13 protein-coding genes are annotated in these 15,552 nt (G+C 66.4%); 10 read left to right on the top strand and 3 right to left on the bottom strand.

The annotated features are described in order from the left end of the window. Positions 1–48 precede the first annotated feature (48 nt). From J8847_RS12050 to J8847_RS12040, 3 genes are read right to left on the bottom strand one after another with little or no spacing between them, the layout of a single operon-like run. Entirely contained in the window at positions 49–3,213 is a 3,165-nt protein-coding gene (locus J8847_RS12050; protein ID WP_211524947.1) for an outer membrane lipoprotein-sorting protein, read from the bottom strand. Beyond that, positions 3,195–4,385, bottom strand: coding sequence for an alkane 1-monooxygenase (locus J8847_RS12045; protein WP_211524946.1), 1,191 nt, complete (start codon positions 4,383–4,385; stop codon positions 3,195–3,197). The genes J8847_RS12050 and J8847_RS12045 overlap by 19 nt, the downstream gene beginning before the upstream one ends. Positions 4,386–4,402: 17 nt before the next feature. Next, positions 4,403–5,434, bottom strand: coding sequence for a 2Fe-2S iron-sulfur cluster binding domain-containing protein (locus J8847_RS12040; RefSeq protein ID WP_211524945.1), 1,032 nt, complete (start codon positions 5,432–5,434; stop codon positions 4,403–4,405). A 314-nt stretch (positions 5,435–5,748) separates the two neighbouring features. On the opposite strand from J8847_RS12040, the gene J8847_RS12035 reads away from it, so the two are divergent. The 10 genes from J8847_RS12035 to J8847_RS11990 are packed head-to-tail and all read left to right on the top strand — an operon-like array spanning position 5,749 to position 15,544. Next, the gene (locus J8847_RS12035) at positions 5,749–6,030 is read left to right on the top strand and encodes a MoaD/ThiS family protein (protein WP_211524944.1); all 282 of its coding nucleotides are present in this window, start codon (positions 5,749–5,751) and stop codon (positions 6,028–6,030) included. Positions 6,031–6,032: 2 nt separating this feature from the next. Further along, a complete protein-coding gene (gene moeB, locus J8847_RS12030) occupies positions 6,033–7,184 on the top strand; it encodes a molybdopterin-synthase adenylyltransferase MoeB (protein WP_211524943.1) in 1,152 nt (383 codons plus the stop codon). Positions 7,185–7,194: 10 nt separating this feature from the next. Next, positions 7,195–7,647 carry a hypothetical protein gene (locus tag J8847_RS12025; protein WP_211524942.1) on the top strand — a complete coding sequence of 151 codons (453 nt, stop codon included), beginning with the start codon at positions 7,195–7,197 and terminating at the stop codon, positions 7,645–7,647. Continuing rightward, the gene (locus J8847_RS12020; RefSeq protein WP_211524941.1) at positions 7,644–10,322 is read left to right on the top strand and encodes an aminotransferase class III-fold pyridoxal phosphate-dependent enzyme; all 2,679 of its coding nucleotides are present in this window, start codon (positions 7,644–7,646) and stop codon (positions 10,320–10,322) included. The genes J8847_RS12025 and J8847_RS12020 overlap by 4 nt, the downstream gene beginning before the upstream one ends. Continuing rightward, entirely contained in the window at positions 10,319–11,059 is a 741-nt protein-coding gene (locus tag J8847_RS12015; protein ID WP_211524940.1) for a hypothetical protein, read from the top strand. Before J8847_RS12020 ends, J8847_RS12015 begins: the two co-directional genes overlap by 4 nt. Before the next feature lie 11 nt (positions 11,060–11,070). Further along, the gene (locus J8847_RS12010) at positions 11,071–11,418 is read left to right on the top strand and encodes a hypothetical protein (RefSeq protein WP_211524939.1); all 348 of its coding nucleotides are present in this window, start codon (positions 11,071–11,073) and stop codon (positions 11,416–11,418) included. 1 nt (position 11,419) lies between these two features. Next, entirely contained in the window at positions 11,420–12,709 is a 1,290-nt protein-coding gene (locus J8847_RS12005; RefSeq protein ID WP_211524938.1) for an APC family permease, read from the top strand. Further along, on the top strand, positions 12,706–13,635 hold the full coding sequence (locus J8847_RS12000) for a ferritin-like domain-containing protein (protein ID WP_211524937.1): 930 nt from the start codon (positions 12,706–12,708) through the stop codon (positions 13,633–13,635). The genes J8847_RS12005 and J8847_RS12000 overlap by 4 nt, the downstream gene beginning before the upstream one ends. Before the next feature lie 17 nt (positions 13,636–13,652). Then, on the top strand, positions 13,653–14,717 hold the full coding sequence (locus J8847_RS11995; protein ID WP_211524936.1) for an alkane 1-monooxygenase: 1,065 nt from the start codon (positions 13,653–13,655) through the stop codon (positions 14,715–14,717). Further along, positions 14,714–15,544, top strand: coding sequence for a metal-dependent hydrolase (locus tag J8847_RS11990; protein WP_211524935.1), 831 nt, complete (start codon positions 14,714–14,716; stop codon positions 15,542–15,544). Before J8847_RS11995 ends, J8847_RS11990 begins: the two co-directional genes overlap by 4 nt. Positions 15,545–15,552: the final 8 nt, after the last annotated feature.

The following is a 15,552-nucleotide window of genomic DNA, read 5'->3' as shown; positions in this document are numbered from 1 at the left end:
GCCAGCGCAGGAATGCTGAAAAGGGCCGCGAGGGCGGCCCGAAGCTGATTACAGTTCTTTTTCAAGATAGCGTGGCGTGAAATACTCGGTCTTGACACCCTGGTTGGCCTTGAAGTCCTTCCAGTCGATCACGGTCTTGTGGCCCGTCTGCACGTTCTGCACTTCCATGTGCATCGGCTGCCAGCGCTGGCGCGCAGGGTCGACGTTGACGATGTTGGCCAGGGTCGAGACCTTGAGCAGCTGCCTGGCTTCGTCGTAGAACTCGGTCTTGACGGCCAGGTAGGACTGGCTGTCGACCCAGCTCAGGCGGCGCGAGTAGCCCGATTGCGCGGCCACTTTCGCATCCTTCGGCAGCGACTCGACCACGGTGCACTGCTTGCCGTCGACGGTCTCGGTTTTCACGACCTTGTGGGTCCAGTCGCCCACCTTGTGGCCGATCACGTCGCCGTAGGACAGGTCGGTGCCGACGAAGCTCTCGTTCTTGTTGGACGAGCTCAGGCGGCGGGTCTTCTTCATCGCCGGCAGGTAGATCCACATGTCGTCGTCGCCGCCGCTCTTCTCGACCAGCAGGGTCACCGTGTTCTTGATATCCGAGGGCGACAGGAAGCGGGTCACGCGCTTGGTGTCCAGGGCGTTGTCCAGCATCTTGGTGGCGCCGAAGGTCTCGCGCACGCGGCGGTCGCCGTTCTTGTTAATCAGCTGGAAAGTCGCGTTCGAGGTCGAATCGTCGAAACGGTTGGCCACGAAGTTCTTCTCCATGATCTCGTTCGCTTGCATGCTGGAGGCTTGTGCATCCTGCGGCAGCATCGAGGCGCCCAGGCCGACGCTGGCGGCCAGCATCAGCGCGGTGCCGGCCTTGCCTGCCGGGACGGCCATCGGCGCATGCCTGGCGGCCTGCTTGCGCAGGAAGCCGGGCTTGAGCACGTGGATCATGGACGGCAGCAGCAGCAGGGTCGTGACCACCGAGGCCACCATCGACAGCACGATCAGGATGCCCGACCAGATGTGGATGTTGAAGCCCTTGGACAGCATCAGTACCGAGTAGCCGCCGGCGATCGCCGTGCCCACGTAGAGGATGGCGCGGCCGGCCGACTCCAGTGCGCTGTCGATTGCCGCTTCCAGGGTGGCGTGGTGGCCCAGCTCTTCGCGGATGCGGTACAGCAGGTAGATCGCGTAGTCGGCGCCGATGCCGATCGCCATCGGGGCGGTGATCGCGTTCGGGGTGTTCAGCGGGATGCCGGTCAGGCCCATCACGCCGAAGTTGACCACGGCGGTGACGGCCAGCGGGGTCACCACCAGCAGCGCGCCCAGCAGCGAGCGGAACACCAGGGCCGAGACCGCGAAGATCACCAGGCCGATCTGCAGCACGTTCTGCAGCTTGCCGTTCACCAGCGATTCCGACAGCGCGGTCGACTGCGGCACGCTGCCGCCGAAGTGGATCTGGATGCGCGGGTCGCCATGGTCCTTGAGGAAGGCCTTGGTATTCGCGATCACCTTCTGGATCTCGCCGCTGTTGTCGTACTTGACGAAGGCGGTGATGTTGGCGTTCTGGTAGTTGTAGTCCACGTAGCGGTCGAAGTCGGCCGGTTCGCCCGACATCGAGTACAGCAGCAGGAACTGCGAGACCAGGTCGCGGCTGTTCGGGATCGCCAGCTGGTCGGGCGCGTCGGCGTTCATGGCCTGGTTCATGCGCTTGACCAGGTCGACCACCGAGATGGTCTTGCCGATGCCCGGCTGGGTTTCCAGGAAGCGCTGGGTGTCTTCGATCAGGTGCAGGACCTTCGGATCCTTGATCACGTCGTGCTCGCTGCCTTCGAAGATCACGTACAGCGTATTGGTGCCGGCCATGCGCTCGTTGATGAGGTGGTCGTCCTGCTGGAACGGCAGGCTGGCCGAGAAGAAGCTCTTGTTCGAGTTCTCGACTTTCAGGCGGGTGATGCCGAAGGCGGACACGGCGACGATCAGGGCGAAGGCGATCCAGGTCCTGGCGACCGCGCGGGGACCGGCGCCGCGCTTGACCAGGTTGATGACCGGGGTCAGGACGTCGAAGCGCTGCTTCTTCGCGCGCAGCTTGGGCGCCTTCAGCCACGAGCGTACGGCCGGGATGAAGGTCATCTCGATGACCAGGCCCGACAGGATGCCCAGGCCGGTGAAGATGCCGAAGTTGCGGATCGTGGTGATCTCGAAGGACATCAGCGACAGGAAGCCGACCACGGCGACGAAGCCGGCGGCCAGCATCACCGGGCCGACCTTGCTCATCGAGCGGATCACGGCTTCGCGGTTGGCCAGGCCGGGGGCCAGGCCGCGCTTGATGGCGATCTCGAATTCCTCGTAATACCGTTTCAGCAGCTGCACCGCGTGCCCCGCCACCACCGCCAGAATCAGGATCGGCGTCACCGCGTTGAAGGCGTCCATCGGGACCTTGGAGATGCCCATCAGGCCCAGCGCCCACAGCACCGACAGCAGGGCCGTGACCAGCGGCAGGAAGAAGCCCTGCCAGGTGCGGAAGGCTTCCAGGTGCAGCAGGCCGACGATCAGGAAGGCGATCGGGAACAGCAGCGCCATGCGCGCGGTGTATTTTTCGACGTAGTAGACGAACATCGGCGTGCCGCTGACCGACACCTGCACGTGTTCATCGGTATTCGCGGCGGTCAGCTTGTAGGCCGCTTCCAGGGTTGGGGTAAAGCCCTTCGGGCCCTTTTCCACCGCGATGGAAATGGCCGCCATGTCGCGCTTTTCCGAGACGACCACGCCGGTGTACAGCGGGTTGCGCTCGATCGCGGCCTTGAGATGGGCGATCGATTCCGCATTGATCTCTTCTCCATGCAGCATGGGTTTGACTTCCAGGCCGTCCTCCGCCCCGGTGATGCCCTTGGCGCGCTTGGCCGCGACGCTCATCAGGGTCTCGGGCTTGACGTTGGGCAGGCGGGTCAATCCTTCCGAGATGGCGCGCACGCGCTCCAGCACCGCCGGCTGGTAGATGTCGCCGTGCTTGGGCGAGACGCCCACCACCAGCACATAGTTGGAACCGAACACCTTCTCGGCGAAGTTGGTACCGATCACATACGGATGCTTTTGCGGCAGCATCTGGTTGGGATCGACGATGACCTTCAGGTGGCGCATCTGGGACACCATGAAGACCGTGGCGAGCACGGTCAGCAGGATGACCAGGAAGCGCCAGCGGACGACCTTCTCTATATATTTTGCGAACATTGGCTGTTTCCTTTCGTGGTTGCGCTCATGAACACGGGGTGGGCGCTGGCCCGGCTGGCTTCTTCCGCCAGGAGTTTTTCCTCCGGAGTGGCGGAAAACCGGTCCCAGCGGGCCAGCTGCGGCGCCGCGAAGCGATGCCACCAGAAGGGCACCAGGGCGACGACGATCGTGCTGATGTAGCCGTAAGTGAGCTGCAGGGGCGTGTCGACAGCCTCCAGCTCCCAGTACTTCTTGTGGGCGTTGGCGTGGTGGTCGGCGTGGCGCGACAGGTTGAGCAAGGCGTTGGAGGACATGCGGGTATCGCAGTCCCAGCTGTGGCGCGGTTCGACCCGGGTGCCGGGGACGCGCACCACGCCGTAGTGCTCGATGTAGTTGACGGTCTCGAACAGGAACTTGGCCAGCACGATGATGAAGGTGTAGACCGCCACGCCGGCGAGGCCGGCGGCCCAATACCACAGTCCGTACAGGACGGCCGTCATTGCCAGGCCGGTGAGCACGCGGTTGTGGAGGGAGAACATTCCCTTGCCGCGGTTGCGCAGGCGCTGGCCTTCGATGCCCCAGGATTCGCCGTACTGGCCGATCGTGGAGCGCAGGAAGAAGCTGTAGACCGACTCGCCGCGGCGCGCGGTGGCGGCGTCGAACACCGTGCCGACGTTGCGGTGGTGGGCGTAGACGTGCGAGATCGAGAACTGGGCGTCGCCCACCATCGCCAGCAGCCAGCGGCCGGTGAACATCGCCACCTTGTCGGTGGTGCGGTGCACCAGCTCGTGGGCGTACAGGTGGTTCGAGGACAGCACGTAGCCGACCGCGAAGGTGCTGGCCAGCAGGCCGCGCAGGCCGGCCGCTTCCTTGATCGCCAGCAGATCCACAGGGAAGTGCTGGCCGACGAAGGCCGAGAGGCCGAGCAGGTCGCCGGGCGCGGCGATCCACATCACGCTGAACAGGTAGAGCGAGACGAAGGGCACGTACAGGTAGACCATCGCGTCGAGGATCCAGTGCTGCGAGTACTCCGGAACGCTGCGGTCGGGCGGGGTCAGGATGTCGCCCACGGCATTGAGCAGGGTGATCACCACCGGGATGAAGAAGGCCCACTGCGGCGCCAGGAAGACCGTGAGCGCCGCCGCCGGAACGATCCAGCAGGTGAGGTAGGAATGCTTGAAGTATTTATACATGGTCGATGGCGCCGCGCTCAGGCGGCGCGCTGCTGTTCGTATTTGTCGAAAGCCATCTGGCCGGCGCGCAGGCCGACCCCCTTGAGGGCGTCGATCGCGGTGTCCACCAGCGGGGTCGGTCCGCACAGCAGCACGCGCCAGGCTTCGTCCGGCTGGGAGAAGCGCGGATCGCCTTCGGCCGCCTGGCGCAGGATCTGCGGCAGGTGCTCGGCCACGTAGCCGCGCCGCCCCTGCCAGCCGCTGTCGCCCGGTTCGCGGTCGAGCACGACGTCGATCTGGAGCGGCACGTTGGCGCTGTCGGCGACGCGGCGCAGCTCGTCCAGGCCGTACATCTCGCCGCGGTCGCGCGCCCCGACCACCAGCAGCACCGGGGCGGCGGGAGTCGAGCGGTCCATGCTGCGCGCATGGCCGGCGATGATGCCGCCGATGGCGCCCAGGCCGCTGCCGCCGGCGATGCACAGCAGCGGCGCCGGCTGTTCCTTGGCGGCGCCGGGCTGGAGCCCGAATTCGCCGAACGGCGCCTCGACCAGCACTTCCCTGCCGAGGTTGGCCGTATCGGTCATCCAGGACGAAACCGCGCCGTCGGGGTAATGGGTGATGTCGAAGGAGATCAGCTGCTCGTTCTCGCCCGAGGCGACCATCGAGTAGCAGCGCGGGTCGACCGGCATCCCGGCCGGCACCAGGCGCGCGAACTGGCCGGCGCGCCAGGACAGCGGCGCGTCCAGGCGCAGCTGCACCCGGTGGATGCGCGCCGTCAGGCGGCGCACTTCGACCAGGCGTGCGTTCTGGATCGCGGTCTCCTCGATCGCGCCCGCATGCCAGGCCACCACCATGTCGGACTGCACCGAGGTCTGGCAAGCCAGGTAGGCGCCGGCGGCGATCTCTTCTTGCGAGAACACATATTCGCGTTCGATCAGGGATTTCGGCTGCCCTTCCACGACCCGGATCTGGCAGGTCTTGCAGGCGCCGACGCGGCAGTTGTAGGGCGCCGCGACGCCCTGCTGCAAGGAGGCTTCGAGCAGGTTGTCGCCTTGCTTGAGCTCCAGCACAGTGTTGCCAGGTTGAAACCTCACCGCGAACCTGGCGACTTCCCTGGGCTTCTTACGAAACAAACCTAACATCGATTCTCCCGTTCTTAGCGTCTCCAGCCCCGTTTTCGGCGGGCCGGACCAGCCAGAAGACTAGCTGCGACAGGGAAACAGCGAAATAGTCTGAGGGGACTAGTCCTCTCAGACTGGGTGCATGGGATGGGCTGACCGGCTTATATCCAAGGCCTGACGACTTGGAAATAATCCATTCCTAGAAAAAAGCCAAATACGGCCCCTCCCCCGGGGCTCGACACTTCAAAACGAATGGAGTCCATGTGAGCACTGTCTACGTACACCTGCCGATCCCGCTGCGCAAATTCGCCAAGGGGGCCACCTCGATCCAATGCCACGCCGATACCGTGCTCGACGCCCTGCTCAAGCTGGACGAGATCGAGCCATCGATGTCGCAGCGCCTGCTGGAAGCCGACCGCAGCGCGCCGAAGAAGTACATCAACGTCTATGTCGACGGCAAGCACATCGCCAAGACCGGCGGCCTGCAGACCCCGCTGGTCCAGGGCGGAAAGCTCGACATCGTCACCGCCTTCGCGGGAGGCTGAGCATGAGCTACGAACAACGCGCGGCCTGGCTGCGCCAGACCATGACCGAAATCTCGCCGGAACAGGCGCTGCGCATGGTCACCAGCGAAGGCGCCCTGCTGCTGGACGTGCGCGACGGCGAGGAAATCAAGGGCGGCATGCCCGAACAGGCCCTGCACCTGGCGCGCGGCCAGCTGGAGCTGAACGTGCACCACCTGGCCCAGGACCTGGAGCAGCCGGTCGCCGTGCTGTGCGCCGGCGGCCTGCGCTCGCTGTTCGCGGCCGAGAGCCTGCAGAACCTGGGCTACACCAAGGTCTACAGCGTACGCGGCGGCTTCAAGGGCTGGAAGGAAGCCGGCCTGCCGGTGCGCGTGCCGCAGCAACTGAGCCCGCAGGCGCGCGAGCGTTATTCGCGCCACCTCCTGATTCCCGAAGTGGGCGAACAGGGCCAGCTGCGCCTGATGAACAGCCGCGTGCTGCTGCTGGGCGCCGGCGGCCTGGGCTCGCCCACCGCCCTCTACCTGGCGGCGGCCGGCATCGGCACCATCGGCATCGTCGACCCGGACGTGGTCGAGAGCAGCAACCTGCAGCGCCAGGTGATCCACGGCGAAGACCAGCTGGGCAAGCTGAAGGTCGACTCGGCCGAAGCCTCGATCCGGCGCCTGAATTCCCAGGTCAAGGTGATCAAGTACCCGGTGCTGCTGGACGAGACCAATGCGCTCGAGCTGCTGGCCGGCTACGACCTGGTGGTCGACGGCTCGGACAACTTCAAGACCCGCTACATCGTCAACGACGCCTGCGTCAAGCTGGGCATCCCCAACGTGCACGGCGCGATCTACCGCTTCGAAGGCTATGTGACCACCTTCGCCGCGGGCGAGGACCAGCCCTGCTACCGCTGCCTGTATCCGGAACTGCCGCCGCCCGAGATGGCGCCGTCCTGCGCCGAAGCCGGCGTGCTGGGCGTGCTGCCGGGCGTGGTGGGCCTGCTCCAGGCGGTCGAAACCATCAAGCTGCTGCTCGGCATCGGCGAGAACCTGGCGGGCAAGATGCTGCGCATCGACGCCCTGCACAACGAATTCTCGCTGCTCGGCGTCGACAAGGCGGATGGCTGCCTGTGCACGCACCACAAGGACGACATCCGCATCGAGCCGATGAGCTACGTCTGCGCGGTCTGACGGGGTGGCGATGATCACAGTTTATGACCTGCTGGTCCTGGTCCACGTCATTGCGATGCTGTCGTGGATCGGGGCGATGTACTTCAACCTGACCCTGTTGTTCCCGATGTACAAGGCGCAAGGAGCGGTGCGCTATGGAGAGCTGATGCAGGCCCAGGGCACGCGCGCCGCGCCCCTGCTCTACCTGCTGATCTTCCTGACCTTCGGCTCCGGCATCGCGCTGTCGCTGCTGGGTCCCATCGCGCCGACCTCGCCGCTGGCCCTGGCCAAGACCGGCTGCCTGGTCCTGATGCTGGCCTGCCACCTGTACGGCAGCCTGGTGCTGTGGCCGCGCGCCTTCTTCGCGCTCGACTCGGAAAAGGCGGCGATCTTCTTCGCCTACCGCGTCTCGATGTTCTTCAGCGCCGGCGCCGGCACCGTCGCCATCGTCCTCACCTATCTCGGAAAGCAGTTCAACCCATGAAACCAAGCGCAACCAGTCACCTGAATCCGGACCGGGACTTCCTGCTCAGGCACATCCAGTTCGACAAGACCATGGTCCGCGGCGACGGCGTCTACCTGTTCGACGAGGACGGCAACCAGTACCTGGACTTCCTGGCCCAATACGGCGCCGTGCCCTTCGGCCACAATCCGGCCCAGTCGTGGGACGCGCTGTGCGCCGGCCGCGGCGAGCCCTCGATGGTCCAGCCCTTCTACACGCCGGCCGCCAAGCAGCTGGCGCGCGAGCTGATCCAGCTCGAGCCGGAATTCAACTTCGCCCACGCCGTGTTCACCAACAGCGGCGCCGAGGCGGTCGAAGCGGCGCTCAAGATGGCGCGTTCCACGACGGGGCGCGAGAAAATCGTCAGCCTGCACCTGGGCTTCCACGGCAAGACCGCGGGCGCGCTGGCCGTGACCGGCAACCCGGTCTACAGCGAGCCCTTCCTGGTCAGCACCGCCCAGAGCATCAAGGTCGAGCCGGAAGACATCGACGCCCTCGAATTCGCCTTCGCCGGACACGAGATCGCCGGCTTCATCCTCGAGACCGTGCTGGGCGAAGGCGGCATGCAGCCGCTTTCCGACGCCTACATCCAGCGCGTGGCCGCCCTGTGCAGGCAGCACGGGGCGATGCTGATCGTGGATGAGATCCAGACCGGCATGGGCCGCCTGGGCGAATACTTCTCGGTCAAACGCGTGCCCGGCGTGCGCCCCGACATCGTGTGCCTGTCCAAGGCCCTGAGCGGCGGCCTGGTGCCGATCGGCGCGGTCCTCTGTACCAAGGCCGCCTGGAGCGAAGCCTTCGGCTACTACCACAGCTCGACTTTCGCGAACAACCAGGTCGGCTGCCGCGTGGCCCTGTCCACCCTGGCCCAGCTGCGCGACGGCGACGGCGCCCTGCTGCGCCACGTCGACGCGATGGCCGCCCACCTCGACGCCGGCCTGGACGTCCTGGTCGAAAAATACCCGGATGTGTTCAGCCAGCACCAGGGCAAGGGCCTGATGCACAGCCTGCGCATCAAGCCCTTCAACGGCCACGAGAGCTACTTCCTGGCCCACGCCAGCGTGCAGGGCTATATCGTGCCGCTGATCTGCGGCTACCTGGTGAACGTCTCGAAGATCGTGGTGGCGCCGCTGTTCAACCGCCCGGACCTGCTGCGCATCGAGCCGCCCCTGATCATCGAGCGCGAGCACATCGACCGCCTGCTCTCGGCCCTGGACGAGTGCGCCCACCTGATCCGCTGCAAGCAATTTTCCAGCCTGCTGTCCTACCTGGTCGGCCGCCAGCCGGAAGAGCTGAGCTATTCGGGCAAGGCCACGGCCGACATCGCCCTGGTGCCGAACGGCGGCCAGGAAGCGGGCAAGATGCCGGAACGCCTGGGCAGCTTCGCCTTCCTGATCCACCCGACCTCGAGCGAAGACCTGCTGAACATCATGCCGCGCTCGATCATCGACCTGGACGGACCGCACAAGAAGGAGTTCGAGGAGTGGATGGCGAGCTGGTTCTCGCGCCGCTACGAGCCGGCCCCGGTGTTCCACGCGCCGCGCATCGAATCGAAACTGGGCGGCTATGTCGAAGGCTGGCTGATCGCCTGCCCGCTGCCGCCGGAACGCATGATGCGCCTGCCCAAGGCCCATCGCATGCGCCTGCTGGAGCAGTATGTCGAGGCGGCCAAGTCGGTCGGCGCCGACATCGTCGGCCTGGGCGCCTTCACCTCGATCATCTCGCGCGGCGGCATGGACATCGCCGATGCCGGCATCCCCATCACGACCGGCAACAGCTTCACCGCGATCGCCAGCGCCGAGAGCCTGCACAAGGCCCTGGTGGCGACCGGCCAGAGCCGTTTCGATTCCCGCGTGGCGGTGATCGGCGCCTCCGGCTCGGTGGGCCGGCTGGCGGCGATCCACCTGTCGACCTATTACGCGTCCCTGATCCTGGTCGGCAACTCGGCCAACGCCCAGGCGATCGACCAGCTCGGCGAGATCGCCGGCGAGATCTATGCCCAGGCGCTGATGCAGATGCAGCGCGGTTCCGGCATCGGCCTGGCCCAGTACCTGCGCAGCCACCTCGTGGAACCGCTGAACGTGGTGGCGCGGGTCAACCAGATCGTGCTGCGCGACGGGACGCCCGACTACCGCGCGGTGCGCCGCATCGTCGAAGAGAACCTGCCTTCGCCGGCGCCGATCGAGGTGTCGGTCGACATCGAACAGGTGATCCGCAACGCCCACGGCGTGCTGTCCGCCACCAGCGTCGGCCGCAGCTTCATCGAGCCGGCCTGGCTGCGCGACGCGGCCGTCGTGTGCGACGCGGCCCGTCCGCCGGACCTGAAGGCGAATGTGCGCGAGGAGCGTCCGGACGTGCTGGTGTTCGAAGGCGGCGTGGTGCGCTTCGTCGAGCCCTACAAGTTCGGCCGCGCCAACATCCTCGGCTTCGACCCGACCCTGAACCTGGCCTGCCTGTCCGAGACGGTGGCGCTGGCGATGAGCGGGGCCAAGCAGTCCTACAGCCTGGGCAACCGGATCCCCTACGACCAGTCGCTGCGGATCTACAAGCTGGCGCTGTCGCATGGCTTCTCGGACTGCATCGCCACGGTGGAAGGTGAACTGGACCTGCAGACCGCCGGTTTTGCCGAAAAAAGCATCGCCAATCTGAACCCATGAGCGCACAAGCCATCTACCTGGGCGCGCTGCGGCGCGCCTACTTCTCCGACCACAGCGTGCTGTTCTACGGCGTGCTGGCGGTCGGCTGCGGCATCGCCTCCTTCCTGCACCTGGAAGCCTGGGAGGCGCTGCTGTACGGCGCCATCGGCTGGGCGGTCTACCTGCCCGAGGAATACTTCAGCCACGTCTGGGTATTCCACGGGAAGATTCCGCAGAGCCGCTTCCTGTACCGCCTGCTGTACCGCCTGCACCTGGGCCACCACGACAAGCCGCGCCGCCTGGACCTGCTGTTCACCCCGACCTGGTACACCCTGCCGGCGCTGGTGCTGAACGTGGCCGTGTTCCATGCGGTGACGGGCGACGTCTGGCAAACCGCGGCGCTGTCCACCGGCCTGATGCTGGGCTATCTGCTGTTCGAATGGTGGCACCTGATCGTGCACTCGCCCTACGAGCCGGGCCCTGTGATGCGCTACATCCGGCGCCAGCACATGGGCCACCACCACTGGAACGAGATGCGCTGGTTCACGATCACCCCGCCGGCCGTGCTGTTCGACGTGCTGTGCCGCACCGGCGGCCGGGTCCACGACGCCCCGCGCAGCAAGAACCCGCCGACGGCGGGCCTGGAAGCCCACGACGAACGCCTGCTGCATGCGCGCCGCCACTACCGCGGCGCCAGCGACTGGAACGAAGACGAATCGGCGATCTGGCAGCTGGAACGCCGCCAAGCCACCCAATGACAGGAACCACGATGCTCGACGTACTCGACAACTTCAAGAACCAGGTGAACGGCAACGCCCAGATCCAGCGCATCGTCAAGGGCTGGAACACCGACGTCGCCCTGGAAGAGCGCGACACCGCCACTTCCTGGCGCCTGCGCGTCAAGGAAGGCATTATTCAAGCAGTCGAGCGGAGCAACCCGGCCGCCAACGACGACTGCCCGATGCGCATCGTCGGCGAGGCCGACACCATCCGCGCCGTGTTCGAAGGCCGCATCAACGGCATCCGCGCCAACAACGACGGCCTGATCGAGATCTACGGCCCGATGGGCGACCAGGTCAAGCTGGACGCCATCGCCCTGATCCTGTGGGGCATCTGAAGTGAGCAGCCTGCGCGAAGCCGTCATGCTGGTCGCGGTCGCGGCCGGGATGGCGATCACGATCAGCTGCAACACGGTGCTGGTCTCGCTCTTTCCGTACGCCGGCGGCGCCAGCCTGTTCGCGGCGCTCGGCATCGCCGGCCTGTGCATGGGCGTGGTGGTGCTGTGCTTCGCCGAGCTGTCCTCGCGCTTTCCCGGCGCGATCGGCATCCGCGCCTTCACCAAGGCCGCCTTCGGCAACCGCTTCTCGCTGGCCGCCACCCTGTTCTACGTGGCCATGGTGCTGCTGATCGGCGGCCTGGAGGTGTACCTGTGCCACCTGATGCTGGTGCAGGTGCTGCCGCCGTTGCTGGCGGCGGGCGTGCTGGCCGTGCTGCTGTCCTCCGTCCTGTTCGTCAACCTGCGCGGCTTCGAGCTCTCGCTGCAGCTGCAGGTGGCGATGACGGCCGCGGTGGCGGCCACCATGGTCGCCCTGGCGGCGCTGGCCCTGCCGGGCCCTGTCTCCGCGCCAGTGACCACGCCGGCGCAATTGATGGATGCGGTACCGCGCGCCCTGTTCCTGTTCATCGGCGTCGAGTGGGCGATCCTGTACGTGGCGCGCCACGAATCCTTCCGCCGCACCCTGCCGCTGGCCCTGGTGAGCGCGGTAGCCCTGATCGCCCTGCTCTACGGCCTGTTCGGCGCGGCCCTGCAAGGCCGCTTCGCACCGGGTGCGCTGGGCAGCCTGGCCCTGCCGCACCTGGAGCTGGCGCGCGCCCTGGATTCCCGGATCGCGCTGTGGCTGGCCACCATCGTCGGCCTGCTGGCGGTGCTCAGCTCCTTCAACGTCGGCCTGTCGGGCGCCGCCCGCATCCTCTACAGCCTGGCGCGCGAGCGCGAGCTGCCGGCCTGGTTCGCCCGCCTGAGCGGCGAGCGCCTGGCGCCGCGCAACGCCATGCTGTTCGTGTCCTGCGGCGTGCTCCTGATGGCGCCCCTGATGTCGCTGCCGGCCCTGGCCGAATCGCTCAGCATGCTGTTCAGCTTCCACTTGGCCGCCGTCTACGTCTGCGTGCTGCTGGCCTGGACCCGCATGCGCAAGCTGCCGGATGGCCGCGGCATCCGCCAGCCGGTGCCGGCCTTCGCCGTGTGGGCCGTGATGGCCTTCCTGGCGGTGACCGCCGTCGGCGTCATGGCCGACCCGCAAGCCGCCAACGCACGTTTCATCCTGCTGGGCGAATGCCTGGCCATCGGCGCTATCAGCGCCTACCTGTTCCGCATCACTTCGGTAAAAACCCAAGGAAAACCACAATGAACGACATGACCGCTCCGGCGCTGGCCGCCGCCACCGCCATCGAACCCCAGCAGAAGTTCTGTGCCGACGATTGGGATGCCTCCCGCTTCGACGTCCAGCACTGGCTGGGCCGCGCGGCATGGCGCACCCTGAAGGACACCAGCTACGGCATCAGCCCGGGCGTAGGCCTGACCCACCGCGCGGTGCACGAGGACCGCCTGGTCAACCAGATCTACAAGCTCGACATCGCCACCTTCCTGACCGCGGAGCGCGTGTCCTACACCGGCATCGCCAAGCTGATGCAGCATGCGCCGGACGAAGCCTCGCAGATTTTCCTGGCCACCCAGGTGGTGGACGAGTCGCGCCACTACGAAGTGTTCTGCCAGCGCCTGGCCCAGTTCGGCGTCTCGCCGGAACAGCGCGACCAGCTGATGGAAGACATGACGACGAAAGAGCTGCGCACCTTCTACGACCTGATCTGCGAACAGGTGGACAAGGGCGACTTCGCGGCCGCCATGATGGCCCACAACATCGTCCTGGAAGGCATGGCCTACCCGATCTACCGCTACGAGTCGGCCTACTGGTCGGTGTTCGACCCGAGCCTGACCCAGCTGATCCGCGGCGCCTTCGCCGACGAGGTGCACCACGTGCGCTTCGGCGAAGCCATCATCAGCCGCTACACCCGCTTGGGCGACACCTCGCGCAACCGCATGATCAAGCTGGCCGACGAGTTCCACAAGCTGATGACGGCGGTGTTCGAGTCCTCGATCTCGCACTACATCCACCTGTACCAGCTGGTGACCGACCAGTACATGGACGAAGTGGGCGATATCGAGATCTTCCAGGGCCGCAAGATGCGCGACGTGTCCGAGAAGGACCAGGCCTATATCCTGATGGAGCAGATCCAGCAGGAGCACGCGACCAGGATGCAGCGCATCGGCCTGTAAGGACGGAAGCACGAACCATGTCGCCTTACATCGTCTTTTTCCTGCCGGCGCTGGTGCTCTACGCGACCTGGTTCCTGTGGTCGCGCGAGCACGGTGGTCTAGCCTTCGCCTGGGCGGCGATCGCCTTCATCTTCGCCGTGGTGCCGCTGGCGGACTACGTGGCGGCGCGCCGGCGCCGCCCCCGTCCGGACCCGTCGCCCGAGCGCCCGGTGAGCGAGACCCTGATCGTCCTGCTCAGCCTCCCGCTCCAGGTCTTCAACATCTTCTTCTTCGCCTGGTATGTGGGCACCCACGAGCTGGCCTGGTGGGAAGCGGGTACGGTGCTGTTCATCGCCGGCATCCTGTCGGCCCTGTACGCCCAGAACCCGGCGCATGAGCTGATCCACCACGGCAGCCGCTTCGAGCGCGTGATCGGCACCATGCTGTTCTCGACCAGTATCTATTCCGGCGCCAAGCTGGCCCACGTGCACAGCCACCACCTGCTGGTGGCCACCCACCGCGATCCGACCTCGGCCAAGTACGGGCAGTCGCTGTACGCCTTCCTGCCGGGCGCGGTGGCGGTCAACCTGTTCGGCTGGTGGGGACCGAAGGGCGGCAAGGTGGCGAAGGCCTCCCTGTTCCGGCGCAAGATCGTGCTCGAGAACCTGCTCGGCTACGGCATGAGCGTGGGCTGGGCCGCCGCCATCGCCCTGCTGTTCGGCCCCGGGGCGCTGGTGTTCTTCCTGCTGCAGTCGGCGATCGGCATCCTGGTGCTGGAGATGATGAACTACATCGGCCACTACGGCCTGGAGCGCCGCGTCGACGCGGCGGGCCGCATGGAGCCGGTATCCGAGCGCCATGCCTGGGACTGCGACCTCCCCTTCAGCAACCTGGTCCTGATCTCGGTGCAGAAGCATTCCGACCACCACATCAATCCGAACAAGCCCTACGGGGAACTGCGCTGCACGCCGCACAGCCCGCGCCTGCCGCTGTCCTACCCGCTGCTGTTCCTGCTGACCCTGGTGCCCTTCCTGTGGCGGCGCGTGATCCATCCGCGCCTGGACGCCTACCGCACCGGCGGCGCGCACAGGGAGGCGGCATGATGCAGGCACACCACAGCAGCACCCCGGTGGAACTGGCCTTCCCGGTCCCGCGCTTCGATTTCAGCCACTGCGATCCGGCGGCCTGGAACGGCGGCTCGGCCCCGCGCAGCCATTTCTGGAACACGATGTCGAGCCTCCTGCCCAACATCGAGTTCTGCGCGATCCGCAGCCTGATGCCGCTGGTGGCCCAGATCCACGATCCCAAGCTGGCGCGCGAGGTGCGCCAGTTCTGCGACCAGGAAGCGGCCCACGGCACCGCGCACTCGCACTTCAATGTCGAGCGCCTGCACCGCGACTATCCCGGCCTGGCGAAGATCGAAGCCTGGGAACGCGGCCTGTTCACCTTCTTCGCGCGGCGCCTGCCGCGCAGCCTGTTCCTGGCGCTGTTCGTGGCGGTCGAGCACTGGACCGCCGCCTTCTCGCAATACGGGCTGGAGGAGCCGGACGCCTGGTTCGAGAACTGCGATCCGGCCATGTTCAAGCTGTGGGAATGGCACGCCGTCGAGGAGCTGGCGCACAAGGCCGTCTGCTACGACGTGTTCCGCTATCTTGGCGGGCGCTATCTGGCCCAGGTGGCGGGGATGGGACTGCTGCTTGCGGCGGTCATGCTGCCGGGGATCGCCCTGCGCATGACTTACCTGTACTGGAAGGATGGCCTGCTGTTCAAGCCGCGCGCCCACTTCGGTTTCGCCGCGTATCTGTTCGGGCGGCGCGGCGTGCTCACGCGTACCGCCCTCGATTTCCTGCACTACTTCAATCCACGCTACCGTCCCTGGGACGTGGATTCCCTGCCCCTGATCCGCGCCTGGCAGGCACGCGTCGAGTAAGTCATGAA

Origin of the sequence: Massilia sp. AB1, assembly GCF_018119385.1 — a bacterium.
GTDB lineage: Bacteria > Pseudomonadota > Gammaproteobacteria > Burkholderiales > Burkholderiaceae_D > Telluria.
The sequence above is the reverse complement of the archived record's forward strand: the minus strand, read 5'-3'. Positions and strand labels throughout refer to the sequence as shown.